Origin of the sequence: Pseudomonas sp. MF6776 (assembly GCF_016613125.1) — a bacterium.
Taxonomy (GTDB): Bacteria; Pseudomonadota; Gammaproteobacteria; order Pseudomonadales; family Pseudomonadaceae; genus Aquipseudomonas; species Aquipseudomonas iridis.
This window is the reverse complement of the sequence record NZ_JAENSQ010000031.1, coordinates 37,553-60,531: the sequence shown is the minus strand read 5'-3', so window position 1 is coordinate 60,531 and position 22,979 is coordinate 37,553. Positions and strand designations below refer to the sequence as shown.

Annotated in this window: 21 protein-coding genes; 9 read left to right on the top strand and 12 right to left on the bottom strand. The window is 58.2% G+C overall.

Translation table 11 applies throughout. The annotated features are described in order from the left end of the window. Positions 1-240 precede the first annotated feature (240 nt). The gene (locus JJD74_RS25435) at positions 241-867 is read right to left on the bottom strand and encodes a TetR/AcrR family transcriptional regulator (protein WP_200617089.1); all 627 of its coding nucleotides are present in this window, start codon (positions 865-867) and stop codon (positions 241-243) included. A 130-nt stretch (positions 868-997) separates the two neighbouring features. Here JJD74_RS25435 and JJD74_RS25430 point away from each other — a divergent pair, with 130 nt between their 5' ends. Next, positions 998-2,215 carry an MFS transporter gene (locus JJD74_RS25430; protein WP_200617088.1) on the top strand — a complete coding sequence of 406 codons (1,218 nt, stop codon included), beginning with the start codon at positions 998-1,000 and terminating at the stop codon, positions 2,213-2,215. 137 nt (positions 2,216-2,352) lie between these two features. Here the strand turns inward: JJD74_RS25430 and JJD74_RS25425 are convergent, their stop codons facing one another. Next, positions 2,353-4,479 carry a TonB-dependent receptor family protein gene (locus tag JJD74_RS25425; RefSeq protein ID WP_200617087.1) on the bottom strand — a complete coding sequence of 709 codons (2,127 nt, stop codon included), beginning with the start codon at positions 4,477-4,479 and terminating at the stop codon, positions 2,353-2,355. 170 nt (positions 4,480-4,649) lie between these two features. On the opposite strand from JJD74_RS25425, the gene ppk2 reads away from it, so the two are divergent. Together ppk2 and JJD74_RS25415 are read left to right on the top strand one after the other, a co-directional pair. After that, positions 4,650-5,465, top strand: a complete 816-nt coding sequence (gene ppk2 / locus JJD74_RS25420) for a polyphosphate kinase 2 (protein ID WP_042558878.1) — start codon at positions 4,650-4,652, stop codon at positions 5,463-5,465. A 145-nt stretch (positions 5,466-5,610) separates the two neighbouring features. Continuing rightward, the gene (locus JJD74_RS25415; protein ID WP_042558879.1) at positions 5,611-5,814 is read left to right on the top strand and encodes a hypothetical protein; all 204 of its coding nucleotides are present in this window, start codon (positions 5,611-5,613) and stop codon (positions 5,812-5,814) included. 48 nt (positions 5,815-5,862) lie between these two features. Here the strand turns inward: JJD74_RS25415 and JJD74_RS25410 are convergent, their stop codons facing one another. Next, positions 5,863-8,508 carry a bifunctional diguanylate cyclase/phosphodiesterase gene (locus JJD74_RS25410; protein ID WP_200617086.1) on the bottom strand — a complete coding sequence of 882 codons (2,646 nt, stop codon included), beginning with the start codon at positions 8,506-8,508 and terminating at the stop codon, positions 5,863-5,865. A gap of 298 nt (positions 8,509-8,806) precedes the next feature. Between JJD74_RS25410 and JJD74_RS25405 the strand changes: the two genes are divergently transcribed. Beyond that, positions 8,807-11,002, top strand: a complete 2,196-nt coding sequence (locus JJD74_RS25405; protein WP_200617085.1) for an OsmC domain/YcaO domain-containing protein — start codon at positions 8,807-8,809, stop codon at positions 11,000-11,002. A 57-nt stretch (positions 11,003-11,059) separates the two neighbouring features. Here JJD74_RS25405 and JJD74_RS25400 read toward each other — a convergent pair whose 3' ends face one another. Then, the gene (locus JJD74_RS25400) at positions 11,060-11,554 is read right to left on the bottom strand and encodes a PaaI family thioesterase (protein WP_200617084.1); all 495 of its coding nucleotides are present in this window, start codon (positions 11,552-11,554) and stop codon (positions 11,060-11,062) included. A gap of 72 nt (positions 11,555-11,626) precedes the next feature. Further along, positions 11,627-11,875: a hypothetical protein gene (locus JJD74_RS25395; RefSeq protein ID WP_042562040.1), complete on the bottom strand. Its 249-nt coding sequence runs from the start codon at positions 11,873-11,875 to the stop codon at positions 11,627-11,629. 170 nt (positions 11,876-12,045) lie between these two features. Here JJD74_RS25395 and JJD74_RS25390 point away from each other — a divergent pair, with 170 nt between their 5' ends. The 4 genes from JJD74_RS25390 (at position 12,046) to JJD74_RS25375 (ending at position 14,402) form a co-directional block, all read left to right on the top strand. Continuing rightward, on the top strand, positions 12,046-12,684 hold the full coding sequence (locus JJD74_RS25390) for an ATPase (RefSeq protein WP_200617083.1): 639 nt from the start codon (positions 12,046-12,048) through the stop codon (positions 12,682-12,684). Between the two features lie 85 nt (positions 12,685-12,769). After that, on the top strand, positions 12,770-13,111 hold the full coding sequence (locus JJD74_RS25385) for a hypothetical protein (protein ID WP_047302146.1): 342 nt from the start codon (positions 12,770-12,772) through the stop codon (positions 13,109-13,111). A gap of 425 nt (positions 13,112-13,536) precedes the next feature. Beyond that, complete coding sequence (locus JJD74_RS25380; RefSeq protein ID WP_200617082.1) at positions 13,537-14,265, top strand: SDR family oxidoreductase; 729 nt, start codon at positions 13,537-13,539, stop codon at positions 14,263-14,265. Further along, positions 14,262-14,402 carry a hypothetical protein gene (locus JJD74_RS25375; RefSeq protein WP_155418744.1) on the top strand — a complete coding sequence of 47 codons (141 nt, stop codon included), beginning with the start codon at positions 14,262-14,264 and terminating at the stop codon, positions 14,400-14,402. The genes JJD74_RS25380 and JJD74_RS25375 overlap by 4 nt, the downstream gene beginning before the upstream one ends. A gap of 34 nt (positions 14,403-14,436) precedes the next feature. On the opposite strand, the gene JJD74_RS25370 is transcribed toward JJD74_RS25375, so the two are convergent. The 7 genes from JJD74_RS25370 to JJD74_RS25340 all read right to left on the bottom strand — a co-directional run bounded on the left by JJD74_RS25370 (position 14,437) and on the right by JJD74_RS25340 (position 22,519). After that, a complete protein-coding gene (locus JJD74_RS25370; RefSeq protein ID WP_047302143.1) occupies positions 14,437-15,630 on the bottom strand; it encodes a GAF domain-containing sensor histidine kinase in 1,194 nt (397 codons plus the stop codon). A 132-nt stretch (positions 15,631-15,762) separates the two neighbouring features. Further along, positions 15,763-17,943, bottom strand: coding sequence for a TonB-dependent siderophore receptor (locus JJD74_RS25365; protein WP_200617081.1), 2,181 nt, complete (start codon positions 17,941-17,943; stop codon positions 15,763-15,765). A 248-nt stretch (positions 17,944-18,191) separates the two neighbouring features. Continuing rightward, a complete protein-coding gene (gene yghU / locus JJD74_RS25360; protein ID WP_042558889.1) occupies positions 18,192-19,031 on the bottom strand; it encodes a glutathione-dependent disulfide-bond oxidoreductase in 840 nt (279 codons plus the stop codon). A 72-nt stretch (positions 19,032-19,103) separates the two neighbouring features. Next, positions 19,104-19,514, bottom strand: coding sequence for a GFA family protein (locus tag JJD74_RS25355; protein ID WP_200617080.1), 411 nt, complete (start codon positions 19,512-19,514; stop codon positions 19,104-19,106). A gap of 510 nt (positions 19,515-20,024) precedes the next feature. Continuing rightward, complete coding sequence (locus tag JJD74_RS25350) at positions 20,025-20,414, bottom strand: hypothetical protein (RefSeq protein ID WP_200617079.1); 390 nt, start codon at positions 20,412-20,414, stop codon at positions 20,025-20,027. 43 nt (positions 20,415-20,457) lie between these two features. Further along, on the bottom strand, positions 20,458-21,501 hold the full coding sequence (locus JJD74_RS25345; protein ID WP_200617078.1) for an alpha/beta hydrolase family protein: 1,044 nt from the start codon (positions 21,499-21,501) through the stop codon (positions 20,458-20,460). Positions 21,502-21,577: 76 nt separating this feature from the next. Then, on the bottom strand, positions 21,578-22,519 hold the full coding sequence (locus JJD74_RS25340; RefSeq protein WP_200617077.1) for a LysR family transcriptional regulator: 942 nt from the start codon (positions 22,517-22,519) through the stop codon (positions 21,578-21,580). A 124-nt stretch (positions 22,520-22,643) separates the two neighbouring features. Between JJD74_RS25340 and JJD74_RS25335 the strand changes: the two genes are divergently transcribed. After that, on the top strand, positions 22,644-22,919 hold the full coding sequence (locus JJD74_RS25335) for a DUF2798 domain-containing protein (protein ID WP_047302133.1): 276 nt from the start codon (positions 22,644-22,646) through the stop codon (positions 22,917-22,919). The last annotated feature ends 60 nt before the right edge of the window (positions 22,920-22,979 follow it).

The following is a 22,979-nucleotide window of genomic DNA, read 5'->3' as shown; positions in this document are numbered from 1 at the left end:
AGTGAAACGATGCATCGCCGATGGTAGTGTGGGGTTTCCCCATGTGAGAGTAGGTCATCGTCAAGATTAAATTCCGAAACCCCAATTGCGAAAGCAGTTGGGGTTTTGTTTTGCCCGCAGGAAAGTTAATACAGTATTTGTCGACACAGTCCGGTTGGTATCTAGGTTCAAATTACATAGCTCGTTCACAACAGGCAGCGAATTTCCGCTTCAGCGCTTTTTATAACGCGCTCTCACTGCTCAATCTTTGCCAGACGCGGCGGCCGCAATGTCCCACGTCATCAATACCTGAGTGATTGCCGCATCAATCAGCTCAATCGTGGTGTCATCCCGAGCGAGGATTGAAATCCCCTGCAGAAAACTGTCAAAAACCGTCGCCAGGGCGGGGGCCGCCGTATTGGCCGGTAACTCACCAGCACTCATTCCCCGCTTGACGCACGCCAAGATCCCCGCACGAGTCCGTGCGCGGGACTGGGTGAGGGCTTCAACCACTCGGACATTTTCAGGGCTGGGTGCGCTCATTACGCCGAGAGTAACCATGCAACCCTTGGGGTGGCCATCCTCGCACTGCATGCGCGCCGACTGGCGCAACGCGGTTTCAATAGCCTGGCGCGGAGGCAGATTTTCGTCCCACAGGCATTGGGTAACCTGAGCAAAGGTCTCCAGGTAACGCTGCACGCATTCGTCAAACAGGGCTTCCTTTGAGCCGAACGCAGCGTAAAAGCTCGGCGCGGAAATTCCGCCGCCCAATTGTGCTTTCAGCAGAGCGAGGGAGGTGGAGTCATAGCCGTGTTGCCAGAACAATTGCATGGCTTGCTCGACGGCGTCATCGCGGTCGAAATTGCGGGGGCGGCCCGTTCTTGCCATTTCAGGATTCCTCGGTGAGATGATTTAAATACTAGACGATACATAAGTCGTTGACAACGAGTGGTTGCTGCCATCAGTATTTTATATCGATCGGTATTTAATTCTCGAAATCACTACTCAAGGACTTCCCGTGACGCCTTCACTCACTTTATCAGCAACGCCGAAAAGCCTGCCAATCGGCGCCTTGCTGGCGTTGGCCATGACAGGTTTTATCTGCATAGTCACCGAAACCCTACCTGCCGGCTTGCTGCCGTTGATCAGCGAAGGACTGGCGATCTCGCCGTCGATGGCTGGCCAGATGGTCACGGCCTATGCGTTAGGCTCGGTGCTGGCGGTCATCCCGATGACCATCGCGACCCGTGGCTGGCGCCGGCGTAATGTGCTGCTGCTGACTATCGTCGGTTTCCTGCTGTTCAATTCCATCACAGCGCTGTCCTCTCACTATGGCGTGACGTTGGTGGCGCGCTTCTTTGCCGGCGTATCGGCCGGGTTGGCGTGGAGTTTGTTGGCCGGTTATGCCCGCCGCATGGTCGAGCCCGATCAGCAGGGCAAGGCCTTGGCGCTGGCCATGGTCGGCACACCCATTGCGCTTTCGCTGGGGGTGCCACTCGGTACATGGCTGGGTGGTCTGGTGGGTTGGCGCACCGCGTTTGGCATCATGTCGGGCCTGACGTTGATTCTGATAGTTTGGGTATTGGTGAAAGTGCCTGACTACCCACCGCAGCCTGCGCATCAACGCATGTCGCTGCGCAGCGTGCTGACCACGCCGGGTGTGCGGCCGGTACTGGCGGTGGTGATCAGCTGGATGCTCGCGCACAACATTCTCTACACCTACATTGCACCGTTCGTGGCGTCGGCGGGGTTGGAGAGTCGGGTGGATCTGGTCTTACTGGTCTTCGGGATCGCTGCGTTGGTGGGGATCTGGTTGACGGCGAAATTGGTTGAGCCGCTGTTGCGAAAAACCACACTCGTCAGCCTCGCGGCATTTGCGGCGGTTTGCGTGGTGCTGGGTTTCTCAGGGCACGTACCGCAAGTGATCTACATTGCAGTAGCGGTGTGGGGATTGAGCTTTGGCGGGGCTGCGACGTTGTTGCAAACCGCGCTGGCGGATGCCGCCGGCGATGGCGCAGACGTGGCGTTGTCACTGAATGTGGTGGCATGGAATAGCGCAATTGCGGGCAGCGGCGTTGTCGGTGGCGTATTGCTGGACAAGTGGGGCGTCGCGTCTTTTCCTTGGGCGATGACGCTGCTGGTGGCTGTCGGGTTTGCCATTGTCTGGCGCGCGCACGGGCATGGTTTCAAGCCGGGGACGCGTGGAAATGGACGAACGGTGGTTGCCGGGCATTGAAGCCCCGAAGCGCTGCCTTTCGAACGTCCCTTGCGGGGAGGGACGTCCTCAATGGCAGCGCTTTCAATTCTCGGTCTGAAATGGCTGATCGTTGGCCCACAGAGATTGGCGACGTATTTACCTATCCTGTCGTGGCCTCAGAGCAAACTCCACGAAACCCCGACATAAACGCCCATCCCTTCACCCGGCGTCGACCGCGCCGCATCCAGTCCCTTGTCGTCATACCCCGGCGTGACCGTCGCCGCGTAGTGTTTGTTGGTCAAATTGCGCATGTCCACCCAGGTCTGCCAGTCACCTTTCGGCGCGTTGTACCCCAACGTCGCGCCGAACAGCGCATACGGATCGGCGTAGTAACTATTGGCGTAGTCCACTGCAACTTTCGACACCAGTTGCGTGTTCAAAGCGGCGAAGAAACCCTGCGGCCAGTCGTAGCGCAATTCACCCTGGTAGTAATGCATCGGCAATCCCGGCAAGCGGTTGTCACCGAAGCGATCGTCATCGCGGTAGTGGAAATCGCTGAAGGTGTACGCCTGACGCAAACTTAACTGCTGCCCGTCGGCGGAAGACCAGAGTTTGCTGTTCAGGCTGGCTTCGACACCCTGGTGCACGGTGGGGCTGGCGTTGAGCTCATACGGCGTGACTGCGGTGGCGTCTGGCAGCACCGAAAGCAACTCGTGGCGCACTTGCGCGTAGTACCAGGCCAGGCTCCATTCACCGAGCGCGCTTTCACCACGACCGCCGAGTTCCAGCGTGGTAGCTGTCTGATTTTGCAGTTTGATCGGGTCGCGCTGTGTGCCGGTGGCCGCGCCGCTCCCAGTCGGGAAGCGCACGTTGGAGCTGTAGATCAGCGACCACGCATGCGGCGCTTCGACCGAGCGGCTGAGATTGCCGAACACTTGCAGGTCCGGTGTCACCTGGTAGCGCAGGCCGAGGCGGGGCGCGTAGTCCCAGTCGTTCATGCTGGTTTTGCCTCCGCTCTGCGGATAGGTGACGGCGCTTTCGCGGCGGGTGTAGATGGCGGCGAGGCCGGTGGTCAGCCACAGGTCATCGGCAATTTCCAGATCATTGCCAAAGTGCAGAACGGTGTCCGAACCCTGATAGGTGAAATTGCGCATGCGCGTGCCCGGTACATAGGCTGCGGTGTTGCCGGTGGGAATGCGCACAAACTCACTGGCGCCATCGTTGGGCAGATGTTTGGTCACACGCAGGCCCACATTGCTGCGACTTTCCATGCCCCACAGCGTGTCGCGGCGCTTGTAGTCGAAGGTGCCGCTGACGTCGGTATAGGCGACCTTCAGACGATTCGGGCCTTCGCGCAGATCCATTGGGTAGTCGTGGTAAACGAGGCCGGTCTGGATGCTGGAATCGTCGTCGATGTAGAAGGTGGTCTTGTTGCCGATGAAGGTGCTGCCCGGCTGCTTGCGGCTGTCATCGCGTGATACGTACGCCGGGTTGGCGGCCCGTGGGTTGTGTTCGATGGAGTGCTTGGTCACGCGTCCGGCGAGGTCGTTGTCGGTTTCGCGGTAACGGATGTAGAAGCGGGTTTCCAGGTTCGGGGTGAAGCGATAACCGAAGTTGGCAATCAGGCCTTTGCTTTCGCTGGCAGTGTGATCCTGATAGCCGTCGGCGTTCGAGTCGGTCAACGACACGTAGTAATCGAAGTCGCCGAGCACTTGCCCGGAACTGACCTGACGCTGCTGGTAACCATGGCTGCCGGTGGCATAGCGGACTTGCAGTTTCGGCGCGTCGTAGCCGGTATGGCTGACGTAATCGATGGCACCACCTAGGGCCAGCGAGCCGCGATCGAAGCCGTTGGCGCCGCGCAGCACTTCAACATGGTCGACCCACAACGGTTCGAGCAATTCGTAAGGCGTGCCGCCGGGGCCGGTCAGCGGCAGGCCGTCGAGCATTGTATAAAGCCCCGAAGCATGAGCGCCCGGCGCACGATTGATGCCCGAGCCGCGAATCGAAATCTTCACGCCTTCGTTGCCCGCCGACTGCGCATAAACCCCCGGCTGATAGGCCAGCACATCCTGATTACTCGCCACGCGGCCCTGCAATGGCTGGCGCATGTCGACAACGTTGGTGCCGCCGGGCACACCGGCCAGACGCACCTTGGCGTCCTCGACAGCCGCGTCGGTACCGCTGCGATCCTCGGCGGAAATCAGCACCTGCCCCAACTCCATACCTTGAGCCTGAGCCATGGTCGGGCACGCGAGGGCCAGCCCCAACAACGCGGTGGGCAGGGAATTGGGCGAAGGCATCGAAAAAACTCCAGACAAGACAGGCACGGGCAATGAACAGTGCGACGTTAGAAAGAACGAAAGAAACACATCGCGATTTTGCTTATTGTCCGGCAATGGAAAACAACGCGCCATAAACTAATCTCACGAGTCTGGTTCACAGCGAAATTCCAATCCGTGAGGGCTCGATCATGGCAAAAGACAAGAAGAAAGCCGCAAAGACGTCCGAAACTCCCCGGTTGAAAAACAAGGCTTACCTTGAGGAGTTGCGCACGCTGCATGTCGAGCTGGTCAAGCTGCAGGAGTGGGTCATCGCCAAGGGCGTGAAGGTTTGTATCGTCTTCGAGGGACGCGATGGTGCGGGCAAGGGCGGGACAATCAAAGCGATCACCGAACGGGTCAGCCCACGGATCTTTCGCGTGGTGGCGCTGCCGGCGCCAACAGAACGCGAGAAAAGCCAGATGTACGTCCAGCGCTACCTGCCACATTTACCCGCGGCGGGCGAAGTGGTGATCTTTGATCGCAGTTGGTACAACCGCGCGGGCGTCGAACGGGTGATGGGTTTCTGCACCGAGGAACAGGCCGACAAGTTCCTCAAATCTACACCGCTGGTCGAGCGCGCAATCGTCGAGTCAGGAGTGATCCTGATCAAATACTGGCTGGAGGTCAGCCCGCAGGAACAGACCCGTCGGCTTGAAGCGCGTATCAACGACGGTCGCAAAACCTGGAAGCTGACGGGGATGGATCTCAAGTCCTACAGCCGTTGGTATGACTACTCACGCGCACGTGACGAGATGTTCAAGCATACCGACACTAACCACGCCCCCTGGCTGGTGGCCGACTCCAACGACAAACGCCGGGCGCGGCTCAACATCATCACTGATCTGTTGAGCCGCATTCCTTATGAGGAAGTCGCACACGAGCCGGTCACTCTGCCCAAGCGGCAGAAACCGGGCAAGTACCGCGAACCGGATTATCAGTACAAACGTGTTGCAGACAAGTTCTGACGGCTCGCTCTCGGCGTTAGAGGTATGTGCTCGAACCTGTGCTGGAATCGGCAGGATCATGAATCAGCCTTCCACCCGTCGACTGCGCTGAACAACCGCACCTGCGCCTCTTTCTATAGGGGAAGTCCCCCATGAGTTAAACCCTATGTTCGATCAGCGCAAGAAAGAATTACTGGCGGCATGGCGCAACCTGGCGACCCAGTCGCAATTGCAGATGGATCCGGAGCAGCAGTACGACGAACTGCTCAAGGCTGCCGATGAAATGGAGGCGCAGGGAATCATTACCAGCGCCGAATGGCGACAGTTGGTGCGGGATGCGGGGAGCGTGTTTACCAGCGATATGACTTAGACACTTGGCTGAAACCGAACGAAGTAAGTCTTCATGTTCTGGGGGGACTCACAAACCCTCCAGATTCAGGCCACTCCTGACGCTGACTTTTTTTGCCTTCGGCTGCGCTGCCTGGCCACTTCTCGATGTTTGCAGCAGACCCATAAATTCGGTTTTGTCGACCGGACGACTCATGAAGTAACCCTGTACTTCATTGCATTGATCAGCCCCCAGAATATCCAGTTGCTCCGCGGTTTCGACGCCTTCGGCAGTGACGGTCAGGCCCATGGCTTTGCCCAGCCCGATGATCGCCTGCACCACCGCCCGATCATTGGCGCCGCTGCTGATCGAGGCGATGAAGCGCTTGTCGATCTTGATGCCATCGAACGGATACGCACGCAGGTAACCGAGCGATGAGTATCCGGTGCCGAAGTCGTCCATGTTCAGGCGCACGCCTAGCTCTTTAAGAGCGTTCATGGTGGTCAGCGCGCCGTCGGTATCGTTGAGCATGACGTTTTCAGTGATCTCAAGCTCCAGTCGACTGGCCGGGAAGCGGGTGTCGACCAGCACTTCGCGGACATCCTCGACCACATCGGTCACGGCGAATTGCGCAGGCGACAGATTGACCGATAGCAAGATGTCTTCCGGCCACGTCAGCGCCGTTTCGCAAGCCTCACGCAACACCCAGCGCCCGAGCGGGACGATCAGGTCAGTCTGCTCCGCCAACGGAATAAACAGGTCGGGCCCAAGCAAACCCTTGGTCGGATGCTGCCAGCGCACCAGTGCCTCGACTGAAACGATCTGCTTGCCATCAACTTTGTAGCGCGGCTGGTAGTGCAGGATAAACTCGTTGTGCTTGAGCGCATGTCGCAGGTCGTCTTCCATTTGCCGGCGTGTCTGGATCTGGTCGCTCATGTGCGCTTCGAAATAACACCAGGTGTTCTTGCCCTCGGACTTGGCCTGGTAAAGCGCAATATCGGCGTAGCGGATCAGTTCGCTGGGGGTGAATCCATGGCGTCGGCTCAGGGCGATGCCGATGCTGGCGCCAATGTGCAACGGGTGATGCTCGAAGACCACCGGTTGATGCAGGCTGCCGATCAGTCGGGTGCAGAACTTGTCGATTTCGTTAGGTGCGTCCATGCCATTGAGCACCACGACAAATTCGTCCCCGCCAAGCCTGGCGACGATGTCATCGTCGCGGGTGCATTCACGCAAACGGGCGGCGACTTCCTGCAGCACTGCATCACCGGCCGGATGGCCGAGCGAATCATTGATCGGTTTGAAGTTGTCCAGATCGATCATCAGCAGCGACAGCGCCGGCGCGTGCTCCCTGAGCAACAGCGCTTCATCCAGATAACGCGCGAGTTTGTTGCGATTGGGCAGCCCGGTCAGGGCATCGTGCATGGACAAATGCTGGATTTGAGCATGGGCGGCGACCTCGTCGGTGATATCGCTGGCGGTGCCGCGATAACCGATGACGACTTGCTTGTCGAAGATCGGACGAGCCGAAAGACGACAATGACGTTGCTGCCCGGAATGGTCGCGGTAGGTGCAACGCAGATCGCTGGCGTGACCTTCTTCGTTCAGTTTCTTCAGCCACAGCTCCAGCGGCGTGGTGTCGCAGAACAGCAGTTGACCGATGTCCTGACCCTGCCAAAGGGTTTGTGGGTAGCCGGTCACTTCGCTGAATCGCGCCGACAAATAGGTCAGCGACAGATGCCGGTCGGTCTCCCAGATCCAGTCCGAAGCGGCTTCCGCCACCGCACGAAAACGCTCCTCACTGGCTTCCAGGCCGAAGTTGGCGGCTTCCAGTGCAAGGTTGTAGGACTGCATCACCGCAAAGCTTTCGTCGACATACCGCGACGAACGCAAAGCGTGGCGGAAGAAGTAGGCGGTCAGTAGCATCAATACCACCATCGTCGCGCCGAGGGTGGGCAGCAATGACCACAATAACTGTTGCCCCGGCCGCTCAAGATCGGATACCAGGCTAAAACCGGTGCTGTCCAGTGGCACTTGCGGGCGTGCCGGGTCCAGGGTTTCATTCGGGGCAAGGGTCAGATTTTTCAAGCCGTAAGCGCTGCCGATCTTGCGCAATTTGGTCGGGGTGAGTTTGTCGACGAACACCAGCACAGAGGTTTGCTGCGCAGTCTTCTGCGGCCGCTCATCGTTAGGCAAAATGGCCGCTGCCGACACCAGCGCCGGCCAGCCTTCGAACAGTGAGTATCGGCTGACGGGGTGGGTCAAGTCGCTTTGGCCTTGCACTTGATCCAGCAGTGAAGCCGCGCTGACCTCCTCGAACGCCGCGATATCCGTATCGAGCATTTGGCCGCGAACCACAGCGTATTTGGTGCGCTCGCGATCCAGCACGAACACGCCGTCATAGCCGTCGGCGGTGAACAGCGTGTTACCCAGGTTTTGCTCGGTATAGGCCCATTGGGTGTCGACCTGATCGCTCAGGCGCTCATAGGCCGTGGTCCAGTAGGCGTAACTGGTGATGTAGTTTTTCGAGGCAGTGATGCGATTTTCGAGGGCGCGAACCGAGTAGAACTCGGTCTTGCGGACTTCCTCCTTATCCAGTTTGTTGGCGATGCCGAGCAAGGCAGCGGCCGCAGCAATCACGCCAGTGACAAATAGCGCACCCACTGCGACTGCCAGGCGCCGGGTGACGACGCTCTGCCGAGGGGGAAGCGGTGCTGCGTAAGTGGAAATGTCCATTCGCTCGTCCTTGATCCGCTGTCTTCTGAATCTAGAACAGTGCCGCTGGAGCAATGTTCAGATTCTTCTTCAGGATCATGCTGATCGGAGTCTGTAGAAGCGTAGTGAACACCGGGAGACTTTGCTTTCGCCAGTTTGCAACAAGTGACGACTGACCCGCCCAAGCCGCGCCGGATATGGGTTTGCGCGCCGAAGACGGCGTCGACCCGGTCAGCGGCGATTCCCGAAAGCACAAGACTTCCCGCTCAAAAACCGGATAATGGCCGCCATTCGTTTAGCCGTATTCTGGTAATCCCGCATGGAAATCAAGGTCAACTTTCTCGACAACCTTCGACTTGAAGCCAAGTTCGACGACTTCACGGTGATCGCCGATCAGCCCATCCGCTACAAGGGCGATGGCTCGGCACCGGGTCCGTTCGACTACTTCCTGGCGTCGTCGGCCTTGTGTGCGGCTTACTTTGTGAAGTTGTACTGCGACACGCGCAATATCCCCACGGAAAACATTCGCCTGTCGCAGAACAACATTGTCGACCCGGAAAATCGCTACAACCAGATCTTCAAGATCCAGGTCGAATTGCCGGCGGACATCTCTGAAAAGGATCGCCTGGGCATCCTGCGCTCGATCGACCGCTGCACGGTGAAGAAAGTCGTGCAGACCGGCCCGGAATTCATCATCGAAGAAGTCGAAAACCTCGATGCCGATGCCCAGGCCTTGCTGATGCCGCACTCGGGCTCGGCGGCGGGCACCTACATTGCCGGCAAGGACCTGCCGCTGGAGCAGACCATCGCCAACATGTCGGCAATTCTCGCCGACCTGGGCATGAAGATCGAAATCGCTTCGTGGCGCAATATCGTGCCCAATGTGTGGTCGCTGCATATCCGTGACGCGCACTCGCCGATGTGCTTCACCAACGGCAAGGGCGCGACCAAGGAAGGTGCACTGGCGTCTGCTCTGGGTGAGTTCATCGAGCGACTGAACTGCAACTTCTTCTACAACGATCAGTTCTGGGGCGAGGACATCGCCAGCGCAGAGTTTGTGCATTACCCGGACGAGCGCTGGTTCCAGCCTGGCCCGAAGGACGAGTTGCCGAGCGAGATCCTCGACGAATACTGTCTTGAGATTTACAACCGCGATGGCGAGTTGCGTGGCTCGAACCTCTATGACACCAACTCCGGCAACACTCAGCGTGGCATCTGCTCGCTGCCGTTTGTGCGCCAGTCCGATAATGAAGTGGTGTACTTCCCGTCCAACCTGATCGAAAACCTGTTCCTCAGCAACGGCATGAGCGCTGGCAACACGTTGGCCGAAGCGCAGGTGCAGTGCCTGTCGGAAATCTTCGAGCGCGCGGTCAAACGCGAAATCCTCGAAGGTGAAATGGCGCTGCCGGATGTGCCGCAGGAAGTGCTGGAGAAATACCCAAGCATTCTCGCTGGCATCAAGGGCCTGGAAGAGCAAGGCTTCCCGGTGTTGGTCAAGGATGCGTCGCTGGGTGGTGAATTCCCGGTGATGTGCGTGACCCTGATGAACCCGCGCACGGGCGGCGTGTTTGCCTCATTTGGCGCGCACCCAAGCCTGGAAGTCGCGCTGGAGCGCAGCCTGACCGAGTTGTTGCAGGGCCGCAGCTTTGAAGGCCTGAACGATCTGCCGCAACCGACCTTTTCGGGGCAGGCAGTGACCGAGCCGAACAACTTCGTCGAGCACTTCATCGACTCCAGCGGTGTGGTGTCGTGGCGCTTCTTCAGTGCCAAGGCTGATTTCGAGTTCGTCGAGTGGGACTTCTCCGGCCACGGCGAAAACTCCAATGCCGAAGAAGCCGCAACGCTGTTCGGCATCCTCGAAGACATGGGCAAAGAAGTCTACATGGCGGTCTACGAGCACATCGGCGCCATGGCCTGCCGGATTCTGGTGCCGGGCTACTCGGAAATCTATCCGGTCGAAGACCTGATCTGGGACAACACCAACAAGGCCCTGCAATTTCGCGCCGACATCCTCAACCTGCACAGCCTGAGCAAAGTCGGCCTGCGCAACCTGGCCCAGGGTCTGGAAAAAAGCGAGCTGGACGATTACACCGACATCACCACCCTGATCGGCATCGAGTTCGACGACAACACGCCGTGGGGCAAGCTGACCATCCTCGAACTGCGCCTGCTGATCTACCTCGCGCTGCAAAAGTTTGATCAGGCGAAAGACCTCGTCGAAGCCTTCCTGCAATACAACGACAACACCGTCGAACGCGGCTTGTTCTACCAAGCGGTGAACGTGGTGCTGGAAATGGAACTGGACGAAGATCTGGAACTGGCCGACTACGAAGCCAACTTCCGCCGCATGTTTGGCAACGAGCGCATGGACGCGGCCATTGGCTCGGTGAACGGCAGCGTGCGTTTCTATGGTTTGACGCCGACGAGCATGAAGCTGGAAGGCCTTGATCGGCATTTGCGCTTGATCGAGAGCTATAAGAAGCTGCATTCGGCACGGGCCAGCGTCGCGGTGTGATTTTGAAATGATCACCTGTGGCGAGGGAGCTTGCACCCTTGCCACAGTTTTCCGAAGTTAGCGCTTATGCGCAGCATCCGCCAACTGCCCGGTATCAACTCGCACAAAAACCGAATCACCCACCGCGGTCAGCACGTCGCCCGCAAATACCTCGCAAATCACCCGGGTTTTACGCCCGACTTCACCCTCGACTTTCGCCCGCAAGGTCAGCGTTACGCCCATCGGTGTCGGTTTGATGAACTTGATACCGAGGTTGCCGGTGACGCAATCGATGCGGGGCAGGGTCCCGGCTTCGCGGTTTTCTGCGCGGTAGTGATAGGCCATCGCCGTCCAGTTGGAATGGCAGTCGACCAGCATCGCGATCAGTCCGCCGTAGACCAGATCCGGCCAGCCGCAGTACTTGGCATCCGGCAGATGCTCGGCGATGACGTGCACTCCATCTTCATGCCAATGGCTCTTGATGTGCAGGCCGTGGGGGTTGCTGCCGCCGCAGCCGTAGCAAACGCCTTCGGGGGCGGCGCTGTCTTGCAGTGGGGTATCGAGGTTGGACATGGGTGTGGTCATCCTGAAGTAGTGAGCCCGATCAGGCGAATGCGGTTACGGCCGCCGCGCTTGAATGTACGGTCATTCTTCGGACGTGAGCCACGTGTCGACAACCCGTCGATCCAGCTCTTCCCAATACGCCATGCCCAAAACCCGCGTGGTGTTCAGCCCGCGCAGGTAGCCGCGCAACTGATTGGCGGTGTCCCGAATGAGCTGCTGGTCAGCGTCATCCTTGCTCAGCAGGACACTTTCGTACTGGACCAGGTATTCAGCCACGCGCTCGCGATATTCGGATAGGACGGCGTCGCGGATCAGGTCAAATGTTCTCAAGGAGAATTCCTCATTCATCTTGTTCTAGTTGTGATCGAGTGTGTAATCAGTCTGCACATTGCGCAACTATCGCTAGAAGTAATAGTGACCATCACCAAACGCAAGTTCTGCTTTGTCGCCGATGGGCGGAAAATCGCTCCATCGAACACGCAGCTCAAGGAATTTGCGCGATGAACATTCTGACTCGATTGGCTCTGGCGGCCCTGCTGATGGGCGCTGTCGCTGCGCCGACCTACGCCGACAATGCCCGGTCGTGTCATTTTCAATCCATCACCGGCAGCAGCGCCACGTTGCAGCATTCGCAGACTGTTGGCGTGCTGTACAGCGAAAACACCCTGGACAACCTGCAATACCTTGAGCGTTACCACGACATGGCCCTCAACGGCGCGAAAGATGCGCTCGACTCGCGGATTCGCGGCGCTTTCGTCGCCAGTTCCGACCCGGAACTGGCCATCGACTGGTTGATGAGTTCGTTACAACAGCAGTTCTTGTCAGTGACTGTCTACGGCAGCCTCGACGAGCTGGTGCGGGCCCATCCCGATGTGGTGGTGAAACTCGACACGTTCAATCGTCTGCTGACCCAACGCAACAGTCTGGTCGAAGCGCGTTTTACCGCGCGGTTCTATGACGCCGACCTGCAATACATCGGCAAGGCGGAAGGCGCGGTGGAAAAGCAGATGCCGTCGGTCTGGGTGCATAACCAGGCGCCGCCGCAAATCGCCGCGCAGATCGATAAGCAACGCGACTTGCAACTCAACGCATTGAAGCAGTTCGACAGCTCGCTCAAGGCGTTGGTCTCGGCAAGCTGACATCGCAAATACCAGCGGCAATGGCGGCAGCGTGAAGCCGAACCGTTGCCGGTTGAACCGAAACTCTATTTTCAGGATTACACCGATGCGTCCTTTATTCGTTTCTGCCTTGGTTGTCGCTTCCTTGCTGCTTGCCGGCTGCGCCTCTGCACCGAACGACCCGACCCTGACCTTGCAGACCAGCAAGACGCCAGCGCAATACGCCGATTGCGTCGTGCCCAAGTTGCAGGGCATTGCGCTTAACCCGACCGTCTCGCAGACCCAGCGCAGTTACCGGATCGTGGTGCCGAGCAAGGTCTCGGCGGACAACGTGCTGGAAGCCTACAAGGCCGGCAGCGGCGGCAAGGTGTTCCTTTACGAGCGCCACCTGCTGGCCTCGAACTTCCTGCCATCAAGTTTTGAACGGGCAGCCCAGGAGTGCATCTGATTTCGCCCGTTAACCGTATCTCACAGAGCTCCTTTGGTTGGCCGCAACCAACCAATTTTTTGCCCCGCCCCTTAATTGGGTTGCGGGGTTTTTTTTGCCTGGATTTTGCTTGGCCCGCCAATTACTGTGCGGTGAGGTACCTGACTTACGGCCCGATAATCTGCTTATACATTTCGGCACTGGCAGCCGACACATCAAGGAGGAGTTTTCATCATGAATACAAGGAAGTCGCTCAGGATCGCCATTACCGGCGTCAGCCGCGGTTTAGGCCAAGCCCTGAGTCATGCGCTGGCAGAGCACGGGGACACAAGGTCTATGGCTGCCAGTTCGCGGTCGACGCCGACGAACCAGGGCAAGATCTCCGGTAGCTGCACCGTTGCGCATCCTGGGCTGTAACAGTCTGCTTATTGAAAGGTACGTTGATCATGCTTAAAAACAAACGTGTTGTTGTCACCGGAGGAGGGCGCGATTTCGGCCAGGCGGTGTCGGTCTGGCTGGCCCGCGAAGGCGCCCACGTCGACTTGTGCTCGCGACAGTTGACCAGTGCGCAGGCCACTTGCGAGATTATTCAGCGCGAGGGCGGTACCGCCCGTGCCTATCAATGCGACATCGCCAGTGCGGCGTCGGTGCGTGCTTTCGCCGAACGCCTGCTGGAGGATGATCGCCCGGTCGACATCCTCGTGCTCAGTGCGGCGCAGTGGCTTGAAGGGCCGCTGGCAGAGGACGATAGCGACGAGGAAATCTGCTCGACCATTGACTCCGGTCTGACGGGGTCGATTGTCCTTACCCGGGCATTGCTGCCAAGCCTGCGCCGCTCAGGTGCAGCTGACATCGTCGCAATGGTATCGGTGTGCGGGGTGGCGAATTTCACCAACTCCGTCGCCCATCCAGCGTTTTTTGCCGCCAAGCACGGCATGAGTGGTTTCTGCCAGAACATGGCTGATCGGCTGGCCGGCGAGCAGATTCGGGTCACCGGTTTTTATCCGCCGGATTTTGAAATCACCGGTCTGGATGAAAGGGTCGATCCCCAGAACAAGCTGCTCAATGGGCGGTCCATCTGGGAGACCATGCGATTCGTGCTGACCCAGCCGCGCAACTGCCACATCAACGAGGTGCATTTTCGCGGTCCAACCCGCGAGAGCCTGCAAAGATGAGTGCGACCCTAGTGCGGCAACCGGCTCAGGCCAGCTATTGCATGTCCAGTGCCGACGAAGCGTTGCGCCAGGTCATGCCGGCCAACATTGCCGCAGGCTTCTTTACGGCGCAGTGTGGCATTCTCGCTGACCTGTGACCCGTCACGTCAGGCATGTTCGGGCGGCACGTGCTCAGACCCATTTGAACTGCGCCGGGAATCTCGCCACGAAACAGGTTCCCGATTCGCTGTCTGAGGTGACGCTCAGACTGCCGTTATGCGCCGTCGCAATCTGCGAAGCGATGTAAAGGCCCAGACCCAGTCCTTCGCAGCGCTGCCCGGCTTCGGAGCGGGAGAAGGGCTCAAACAACAGCGGAATCAAATGGGGGGCGATTGGTGTGCCCTGGTTGGTCAGCGAGATCACAAATTCGTCGTTCTCAGCCCAGGCGTTGAGGACAATCGGTTCACTGATTGAACCGTGGGTGACCGCATTGCCCAGCAGATTGGAGAGCAATTGGCTGATGCGCAACGCGTCGCAATAGACACCTGTCGGCACGTCCAGCCTATGAATGAACGTTGCCTGCGGGTGGGACACCTGAACCTCTTCAAGCGTCATCCGCAGCGTGCGCTGCAAATCGTCGACCAGTTTTCGCTGCACTGGAATGCCGCCGCCGAGGCGTCCGCGGGCAAAGTCGAGGATGTTTTCGATCAACACACCCATGCGTACAGAACTGTTGCGGATCGCCGCGATAAAATTGAGCGAACGCTTGTCTTCGACTTTGGTTTCGAGCAAATCGGCACTCATGCGAATGGCGCTCAGCGGCGTGCGCAAGTCATGCCCCAACACCGCGATGAACTGTTCGCGCAACCGGCCCAGCTCATTGGCAGTGTCCAGTTCGACTTTGGCGGCGTGCAGACGCGTCTGGGTGTCGAGGCTCATGGCGATCAGTTGCGCGAATAGCGTAAGCGTCTTGGCGATGGCGGGTTCGTCGAGCTTGGCCGGTACGGAGTCGATCGCACACAGCGTGCCAAAAAATTCGCCATCGGCTTTGACGATAGGAATGGAAATGTAGCTCTCCAGTCCATAGGTTCTCGGCGTGTGATGCAATGAAAAGATCGGATGCAGGCTGGCATGGCCGAATATGACAGGTTGTTGATGCTGGCGGATCTCGTGGCAAATGGTCGATTCGAGTACCAGTTCGTCGCCGGGTTTGAGGCCGAAATCGATCGAGTCGTCGACCGCGCAGGCCACCCAGTTATTTTCGGTAACCCGGGCCACCGCCGCGAAACGCATGCCGGTGATGTGCTTGACCATGCTCAGGATGACAGGCACCGCATCAATGCTGCGGATGGCTTCAATGTCTGATGTGAACTGAGGATCGGTCATGGCGGCGCTTCGAAATAATGTCGTCGAAAGACTATCTCTTATTGCCAGTCTTGGCTAATTGGCCCGTCCGAAAAAAGGGCGCCATGGCTTGTCCAGGCGCCCTTGCGTGTGCCGAGGTGAGGGTTACACGACTCAGAACTTGTATTTGGCTGTCAGCATGTAGCTGCGCGGAGTGCCGTAGTTGTCGTTGGAACCCCAGGTGACGTTACTGCCGATGGCGGAGTAGTAAACGCGGTCGAAGATGTTGTTCGCGTTGACCTGCAGGTCGAGGTGTTTGCTGACTTCGTAACCGGCCATCAGGTCAGCGGTCGCGTAGCTTCCCTGCTCAAGACGATAGCTGTTGCCATTGGCGAGTGCGATGTCGTTATACATGCGGCTCTGCCAGTAAACGCTGCCACCGACGCGGAGTTTTTCCAGTGAGCCTTGCAGGCGATACATCGTTGAGACCTTGAACAAGTGCTCGGGCGTGTCGCTGTCGAATTTCTGATTATTGTTGGCCGGGTTGTCGTCCTTGATGTAATGCGTGCGGGTGTAAGTGTATCCAGCGCCGAGCTGCCAGTTTTCGGTCAGCGCGCCTTGCAGTTCCATGTCGATGCCTTGGCTGCGGACTTTGCCGGACGCGTTGTAGCAGGTCATCACCGGGCAACCCAACTGGTTGTCCGCCGTGGTAGAGCGGCCGGTCTGGTCCATCTGAAACACGGCCAGGCTGGCGTTGAGCGCGCCGTTGAAATATTCACCCTTGATGCCGACCTCGTAGTTTTCGCCGACGATTGGCTCCAGCACTTTACCGGAAAGGTCTTTGCTGGTTTGTGGGGTGAAGATGTCGGTGTAGCTGGCATAAACGGAGTGGTGGTCGTCAAACTTGTAGATCAGCCCGGCATAACGCGTCAGGTTGCGGGTGATTTTGTAGTCGCCGTCGGTGGTGCGGTCATCGTAGTCATACCAGTCGAGGCGGCTGCCGAGGATCAGCGTCAGCGGATCGGCCAGGCTCAAACGGGTGGTCAGGTAAACCGCATCCTGAGTGGTGACGCTGCGCGTCTTGCCATCACGCACGAAGTTGGGCTTGGGTGCACCGATCGGCCAGGCCGTGGTGTAGGGATCATATTCCTTGGTAGTTGCATCGTAGACGCGATTGCTGGCGCCGACGACCAGCTCGTGGGTGCGGCCGAAGGCTTCGAACGGGCCACTGGCAAAACCGTCGAAAGCGTGCTGCTTATCGGTGTTGTGCGACTGATAGGCGGTGGTTTCCAGCGGGCCGGCGTAACGCGACAGGTACGAACCAGAGAATTCGCCGTTCAGCGTTGAGGAGGAGCCGGCTACGTGCAGTTTCCAGTCGTTGTCGAAGCGATGCTCGATGTCACCGAAAACGGTGTCGATCTGCAGTTTCTTGTTTTCCCAATCCGTGCCCGGGTAGGTGGAGCGGGGCAGGTCGAGGTGGTGGCCGTTGGTGCCGATCGGTAAACCGCCCCAGAAATAGTTGGTTTGCTCATTTTGACGGGAGAAACCCAAGGTTGCCGTAGTGGCGTCGCTCAGGTCGTATTCACCGATGGCATAGAACAGGCCGTGATCGTTTTCTTCCTTGTCGCGGAAGCTGTCGGCGCCCTGATAGGAACCCACTACGCGGCCACGCAAGGTGCCGCTGTCATTCAATGCGCCGGAGGCGTCAATCTCGCCGCGATAATCATCCCAACTGCCGGCTGCACCGGTGAGCGTCACTTGCGGGGTGGCTGTCGGGCGTTTGCGCACCATGTTGATCGCTGCCGAAGGGTTGCCGGCACCGGTCACCAGACCGGTCGCACCACGCACGATCTCAACCCGGTCGAACATCGCCAGATTCGGCTGCACTGCCATCGAGTACGGCTGGTAAGAGCTCGGCAGGCCGTCGTACATGATGTTGTCGATGTCGAAACCACGGGCGCTGTAATTTTGCCGACCCGGGCCGCTGGATTGATTGAGGAACAACCCCGGCGTGCCCCGCACCACATCGTTAATGCTGGTCATGCCCTGATCATCCATGCGCTGACGGGTGATGACGGTCACCGCCTGCGGCGTTTCGCGCATGGTCAGCGACAGTTTGGTCGCGGTCTGCATCGGGCCTGTGGTGTAGGACTCTGAACCTTCCGTTGTGCTGCTCATCTGCGTGGCGCCAATTTCGGTCGCACCCAGCTCCAGCGTGGCGGGCGCCGCGGTGTTTTCTGGCGTGGCTGGTGTTGCTTCATCGGCCAGCGCTGGCGCGACGCCGGCCATGCAAATGGCCATTGCCAACAAGTTAGGCGAAAGGTTCGAACGACGAAAACCGGTATGAAACGACATCAATCTGCTTCCCCAAGGATACTAAAGACGAATCTGATGCATGTGCGTGTAGGAATTATTCGCATTAGTCTGTCAGATTGATCCGCTCGGAGAAAGCCGTACGAGTCAGTTAGTTAACAAATTTTTCACATCTGGCTTACGACTGAACAGTCACCGCCGGTGATTGGATGAAGGTAGGGATTGAAAAAAAGGCCGATCAATTTGATTTTGATCGGCCGTTTTTAAAGCAGGGGAGCGTTGCGCGAATATCAGCTCAAATCTTCAGCCTGATGCCGCTCGGGTACCTGGCTCGCCTCATCGCCCCACGTGCGGTTGACGCGCTGTCCACGGATGACGGCAGGCCGTTTGGCGATCTCCTCTGCCCAGCGCTGCACGTGAGTGTATTCATGGGCCGCGAGAAACTCAGCCGCCGAATAAACGTTGTTGCGCACCAGTTGGCCGTACCACGGCCAGACCGCGATGTCGGCGATGGTGTAACTGTCGCCGGCCAGATACGGGCTCTCGGCCAGGCGCCGATCGAGCACATCCAGTTGCCGCTTGGCTTCCATGGTGAAGCGATTGATCGGGTACTCCAGTTTCTCCGGCGCATAGGCGTAGAAGTGCCCGAACCCGCCGCCCAAATAAGGCGCCGAGCCCATCTGCCAGAACAGCCAGTTCAGGGTTTCCGTGCGCCCAGCCGGATCTTCAGGCAGGAAGGCGCCGAACTTTTCCGCGAGATACAGCAGGATCGAGCCCGACTCGAATACGCGAATCGGTGGCTCGACACTGCGGTCGAGCAGGGCTGGGATTTTCGAGTTCGGATTGATCTCGACAAAACCGCTGGAGAACTGATCGCCCTCGCCAATGCGGATCAGCCACGCATCGTATTCGGCGGCGCTGTGCCCCAGTGCCAGCAACTCTTCGAGCAGGATGGTCACCTTCACCCCGTTGGGCGTGGCCAACGAGTAAAGCTGCAACGGATGCTTGCCAACCGGCAGCGTTTTCTCGTGCGTCGGCCCGGCAGTCGGGCGGTTGATGCTGGCAAACTGGCCGCCGGACGCTGCTTCGTTTTTCCAGACCTTGGGCGGAACGTAGGGCGCATTGCTCATGAAAAAGACCTCATCGTTGCTGGCTGAGAATAGAGGGACACCGTAGGGAAAAATCTCGTTCCATTCAATGTGTCAGGATTGGCACTGTGGCCAGTGATCCTGAATGTCATACCAGGATGCTTTGGACATTACATCGACATGCTTCTGTTTATCACTGGTGAAAGGCGTGTCCAGCGTCCCCAGCGCTATCGAAATCCAGTCGGCGAAATCACCCTGACGACGTGACCAGAACAACGAAGAGCCGCAGTGAGAGCAGAATTGGCGCAGTACTGATTCAGAAGAGCGGTAGGCCTTGATGTCGTCGGCGCCTTGCAGCAATTGCAGATCCGCACTCGGCACGCTGCCATAGCTGGCAAATGCTGCGCCGTGGCTTTTGCGGCACTGACTGCAATGGCAATGAGAAAGCGCTTTGGGTCTTGAGTTGATCTGATAGATCACTGCGCCGCACAGGCAACTGCCCAGAAAGGTCTGGGGAAACTTCATTAAAGACCTCTTGGTTGAGTGTTGTTTCGTCTTGGGGCAAAACCTTAACCCAGCTAGTGGCTTTTACCCTCAGGGGATAGAATCCCGGCCTTTCACCTTCAGGGATGCTGGCGCAGTCGACAGACGCCGCCAGGCGATTGGATTTTAAGGATAAAGCCTGCAATGCGAAGTCAGTTCCACTTCAAAACAATTTCATGCGTGACAGCCATGGCATTGACGCTATCCGGTTGTGTAGGAGTAGCAGTTTCTACGCGAGAATCAGGCGTTCGGTCCCAGCAAACCGACAGTGGCGAGACCCGGCGAGAATGGTGCGGTGTAACGCTCTGGGCGGTTATTGTGCCGATTCCATTGATGTTGCCGGTCTGCAAAGTGCGTCCTGGGCAGTCGATGGCATCTCCCCTTTACGCTTGTGGTCCTCTCATGGTGTTAGGGCCGATCGTGCATGGTTATGAGGGAAATGCCCTGTGTGGAGTGTTTCCCTGATCGTGATACGAGCAACCCTGCGCACATTCATCTGGCGCGCAGATAGCGGACCCATTCAAGTGCTTTGCTGATAGCCCAGACTGCCAGAATTGAAAAGGCGATGGCGGTGACTGCCATCCCGATCAAACTCAAATCTGTTGTCAGCTGGACGTAGGCTGCAAGGGATAACGCGAGTGCCGCGTAGCCAGCCGTGATGTTGTGCCGTGCGATCAATATCAGCGGGATCACCAGGACGAAGAACGCATGCAATGTGACGGTAATGAGTATTTCAGCGATTAACTCAACCGGGATACTGCCCAATGTCGCCTGAGCGATGATTATTTCGCTGTCGTACATAAACAGTTGCAGCGCGGCCACAGCAGCGGCAGCGATGGCTACCGCAGGTAATGCGGCTTTTTTCGAAATGTTCATCGGCATGATTTTCCCGAAAGAGAGAGCGGTATGTTTCTGGTCTGTTTCTTCAATGACCTGCAGGCTGATCCAAAAACTCGCTGATCAGCGTAATAACCTGCTGTTGGAGCACCTCACGCGGACGTCCACCCTGGCCATCGGTGCAGATGATGCCATCACCGGGCACGTCCTCTTCGAGCATGGCTATCGCGCCCGGTTTGCACTGCGACAGAAAGCTGAAATGGCTGGCATCGCCAATTTCAACGTACTGGCTCGACGGTTTGGGTAGACGCTTGGCCAGGTCGGCGGACTCCAACTCGGCCGGCAGATCTTCCGACGGCACGCCCGCTGCGATCACCAACACTGGCACCGGCAGCGTTGCAAGGCTGGCATCCGTGAAGCCGCGGGACAAACCCAGGTCCAATGCCACCACGGCAGTGACGCGCTTGTCGCCTAAATCGGCGGCGAGTCGGACCTTTGATGCCGGGTTGCTCGCGGGATTCATGGTTTGGTAAACGCCGCAACTGGCTAACTTCAGATGAACGCTGCAGTCGCGGGCAAACAGATCCGTGTCGAAACGCGCGCCGGCGATTTCCATTGCTGTCCAGCCGCCAAGTGAATGACCGATAACGGCAATACGCCGCGTCGCGACTGCACCAAATTTTGCCGGCTGAGCCGTCACCGCATCAATGGCCCGGCCAATGTCTGCGGGACGCTGCCATAGCTGCGCGGCTGCTTGTGGGCTACGGTCATGCGTGGTGCTACCGGGATGATTGACCGCCGCAACGATGTAACCCTGATGCGCCAGCGCGCTGGCCAGCCATGCCTGGTTAGTCCAATTGCCGCGATACCCGTGGGAAAGCACCACCAATGGGTGTTCGCCTTCAGCCGGTGCTGCGTTTTCGACAGACAGGACACCGACAAATGCCGGATTGTCGGCGATCAACTTGGGGGCACTGGTGGTTGCACGGGAAGGGTACCAAACGACCATTTCCAACGGACGGATGTTGTCCGTGTCGGGCAGTGTTGAACGCTGGAAACCGATAGGCGTGTCATCAGCGAATGCGTGGGTGGTCAGGCAGAGCAGAAACAGGGCGCGCAAAGCCTTTTTCATTGTTTTTATCTTCCATGATGAGCCTCGATTGGCGATGTGGACTTTGCCTTAATCCACATGTTTCAGCGAGTATCTTTTAGCGCCCCGATGACAGCTGTTCCATCGGCCAGCGCAGCGCCAAGTGTTCGATTAAATAGTCCATGAACGCTTTGACCTTCGGCGTCATTGCCGCGCGCTCCTGCACGCAGGCGTAAATCTCCATGGGTTCGACAACGGCGTGTTGTGCGCCGTGACGGGTTTCGAACAGTGGCAGCAGTTGACCGCTGGCGATGTAAGGCGCTGCTACAAACTCCGCCAGACGCGTGATGCCGGCGCCGCTGATTGCCATCTGCGCCAGTGCGTCGATGTCGTCGCTGATCGCTGTGGCATTGATGTTGGCCTCGTAACGCTGGCCGTCGCGCAGAAAACTCCAGCGCAGAAATCGCCCATCAAGAGGATAACGAAACGCCAGGCATGCATGGTTTTGCAGGTCGTGCGGTGATTGCGGCACGCCTGCGTGTTCGAGATAGGCGGGGGCGGCGCACAGGATGAAGGGCAGCGACACGATCTTGCGCGCGACAATGCCTTCTTCCAGTTGCGGTTTGATCCGCAGGCTCAGATCAATGCCATCCTGAATGTGGCTGATCTTGCCGTCGGTGGTCGACAGCTCAAGCAGCAGGCGCGGATGCTGTGCGGCGAAACCGGCGATCAGCGGTGCGAGCACATGCCGGCCGAATGCAGAGGTCGAGGCAATGCTCAGTCGCCCCTGCAGTTCGGTTTCTTCATTGCTGATTGAGCTTTGCGCCGACTCCAGATCCGCCGCAATGCGCTTGACCTTTTCGTAGTACACCGCGCCGTTTTCAGTCAGCGCCATGCTCCGCGTCGTGCGTTGCAGCAAGCGCACGCCGAGATGCGCCTCCAGACGATTGATCGTCTGGCTCACCGCCGCTGCACTGACGCCCAGGGTTTTGGCTGCACCGACAATGGAGCCCGATTCGACCACTTTGATAAAACTGGCAATCGCCGCTAACAGATTCATCCATGGCCTGCCGGGAAGAAGATTCGTAAGTAATGCTTTATAAAGTACCTGTGACTGGCCGTCTAGTTGGGGGCAAAGGGCTTTGCTAAGGTGCCCGCTCCCTGTCAATGGATGCAAAAGCCATATGAATCAAAGAACAAGCTCCGATGCCCTGTATGTCAGTCGTCGCAAGCTGTCAGCGCGTGCCACACCCTATGTGTTTGCGTTGTACATGGCGACGATCATGGCGTTTCTGATGTCTCTGGTGATCACCGCCGCCAATTCCGGCATTGATAACGACTACCTGAGTAATGCGCTCCACGCTTACAAGCTGGCGATGCCGGTGGCATTCCTGTGCATCCTCTTCGTTCGGCCCATCGTGATCAAACTGGTGGCGTGGACGGTGCATCCGCATCGGTGAGGTTCATTCGTCCCGGTTCGGCGCGTCCCGACAGATGTCGGCGCGTTTCCCAGACGGATA

Coding starts and splice junctions, on each gene's coding strand:
- JJD74_RS25435 (WP_200617089.1), bottom strand. CDS start 867: ATGGCAAGAACGGGCCGCCCCCGCAATTTCGACCGCGATGACGCCGTC.
- JJD74_RS25425 (WP_200617087.1), bottom strand. CDS start 4,479: ATGCCTTCGCCCAATTCCCTGCCCACCGCGTTGTTGGGGCTGGCCCTC.
- ppk2 (WP_042558878.1), top strand. CDS start 4,650: ATGGCAAAAGACAAGAAGAAAGCCGCAAAGACGTCCGAAACTCCCCGG.
- JJD74_RS25415 (WP_042558879.1), top strand. CDS start 5,611: ATGTTCGATCAGCGCAAGAAAGAATTACTGGCGGCATGGCGCAACCTG.
- JJD74_RS25410 (WP_200617086.1), bottom strand. CDS start 8,508: ATGGACATTTCCACTTACGCAGCACCGCTTCCCCCTCGGCAGAGCGTC.
- JJD74_RS25405 (WP_200617085.1), top strand. CDS start 8,807: ATGGAAATCAAGGTCAACTTTCTCGACAACCTTCGACTTGAAGCCAAG.
- JJD74_RS25400 (WP_200617084.1), bottom strand. CDS start 11,554: ATGTCCAACCTCGATACCCCACTGCAAGACAGCGCCGCCCCCGAAGGC.
- JJD74_RS25390 (WP_200617083.1), top strand. CDS start 12,046: ATGAACATTCTGACTCGATTGGCTCTGGCGGCCCTGCTGATGGGCGCT.
- JJD74_RS25385 (WP_047302146.1), top strand. CDS start 12,770: ATGCGTCCTTTATTCGTTTCTGCCTTGGTTGTCGCTTCCTTGCTGCTT.
- JJD74_RS25380 (WP_200617082.1), top strand. CDS start 13,537: ATGCTTAAAAACAAACGTGTTGTTGTCACCGGAGGAGGGCGCGATTTC.
- JJD74_RS25375 (WP_155418744.1), top strand. CDS start 14,262: ATGAGTGCGACCCTAGTGCGGCAACCGGCTCAGGCCAGCTATTGCATG.
- JJD74_RS25370 (WP_047302143.1), bottom strand. CDS start 15,630: ATGACCGATCCTCAGTTCACATCAGACATTGAAGCCATCCGCAGCATT.
- JJD74_RS25365 (WP_200617081.1), bottom strand. CDS start 17,943: ATGTCGTTTCATACCGGTTTTCGTCGTTCGAACCTTTCGCCTAACTTG.
- yghU (WP_042558889.1), bottom strand. CDS start 19,031: ATGAGCAATGCGCCCTACGTTCCGCCCAAGGTCTGGAAAAACGAAGCA.
- JJD74_RS25355 (WP_200617080.1), bottom strand. CDS start 19,514: ATGAAGTTTCCCCAGACCTTTCTGGGCAGTTGCCTGTGCGGCGCAGTG.
- JJD74_RS25350 (WP_200617079.1), bottom strand. CDS start 20,414: ATGCCGATGAACATTTCGAAAAAAGCCGCATTACCTGCGGTAGCCATC.
- JJD74_RS25345 (WP_200617078.1), bottom strand. CDS start 21,501: ATGAAAAAGGCTTTGCGCGCCCTGTTTCTGCTCTGCCTGACCACCCAC.
- JJD74_RS25340 (WP_200617077.1), bottom strand. CDS start 22,519: ATGAATCTGTTAGCGGCGATTGCCAGTTTTATCAAAGTGGTCGAATCG.
- JJD74_RS25335 (WP_047302133.1), top strand. CDS start 22,644: ATGAATCAAAGAACAAGCTCCGATGCCCTGTATGTCAGTCGTCGCAAG.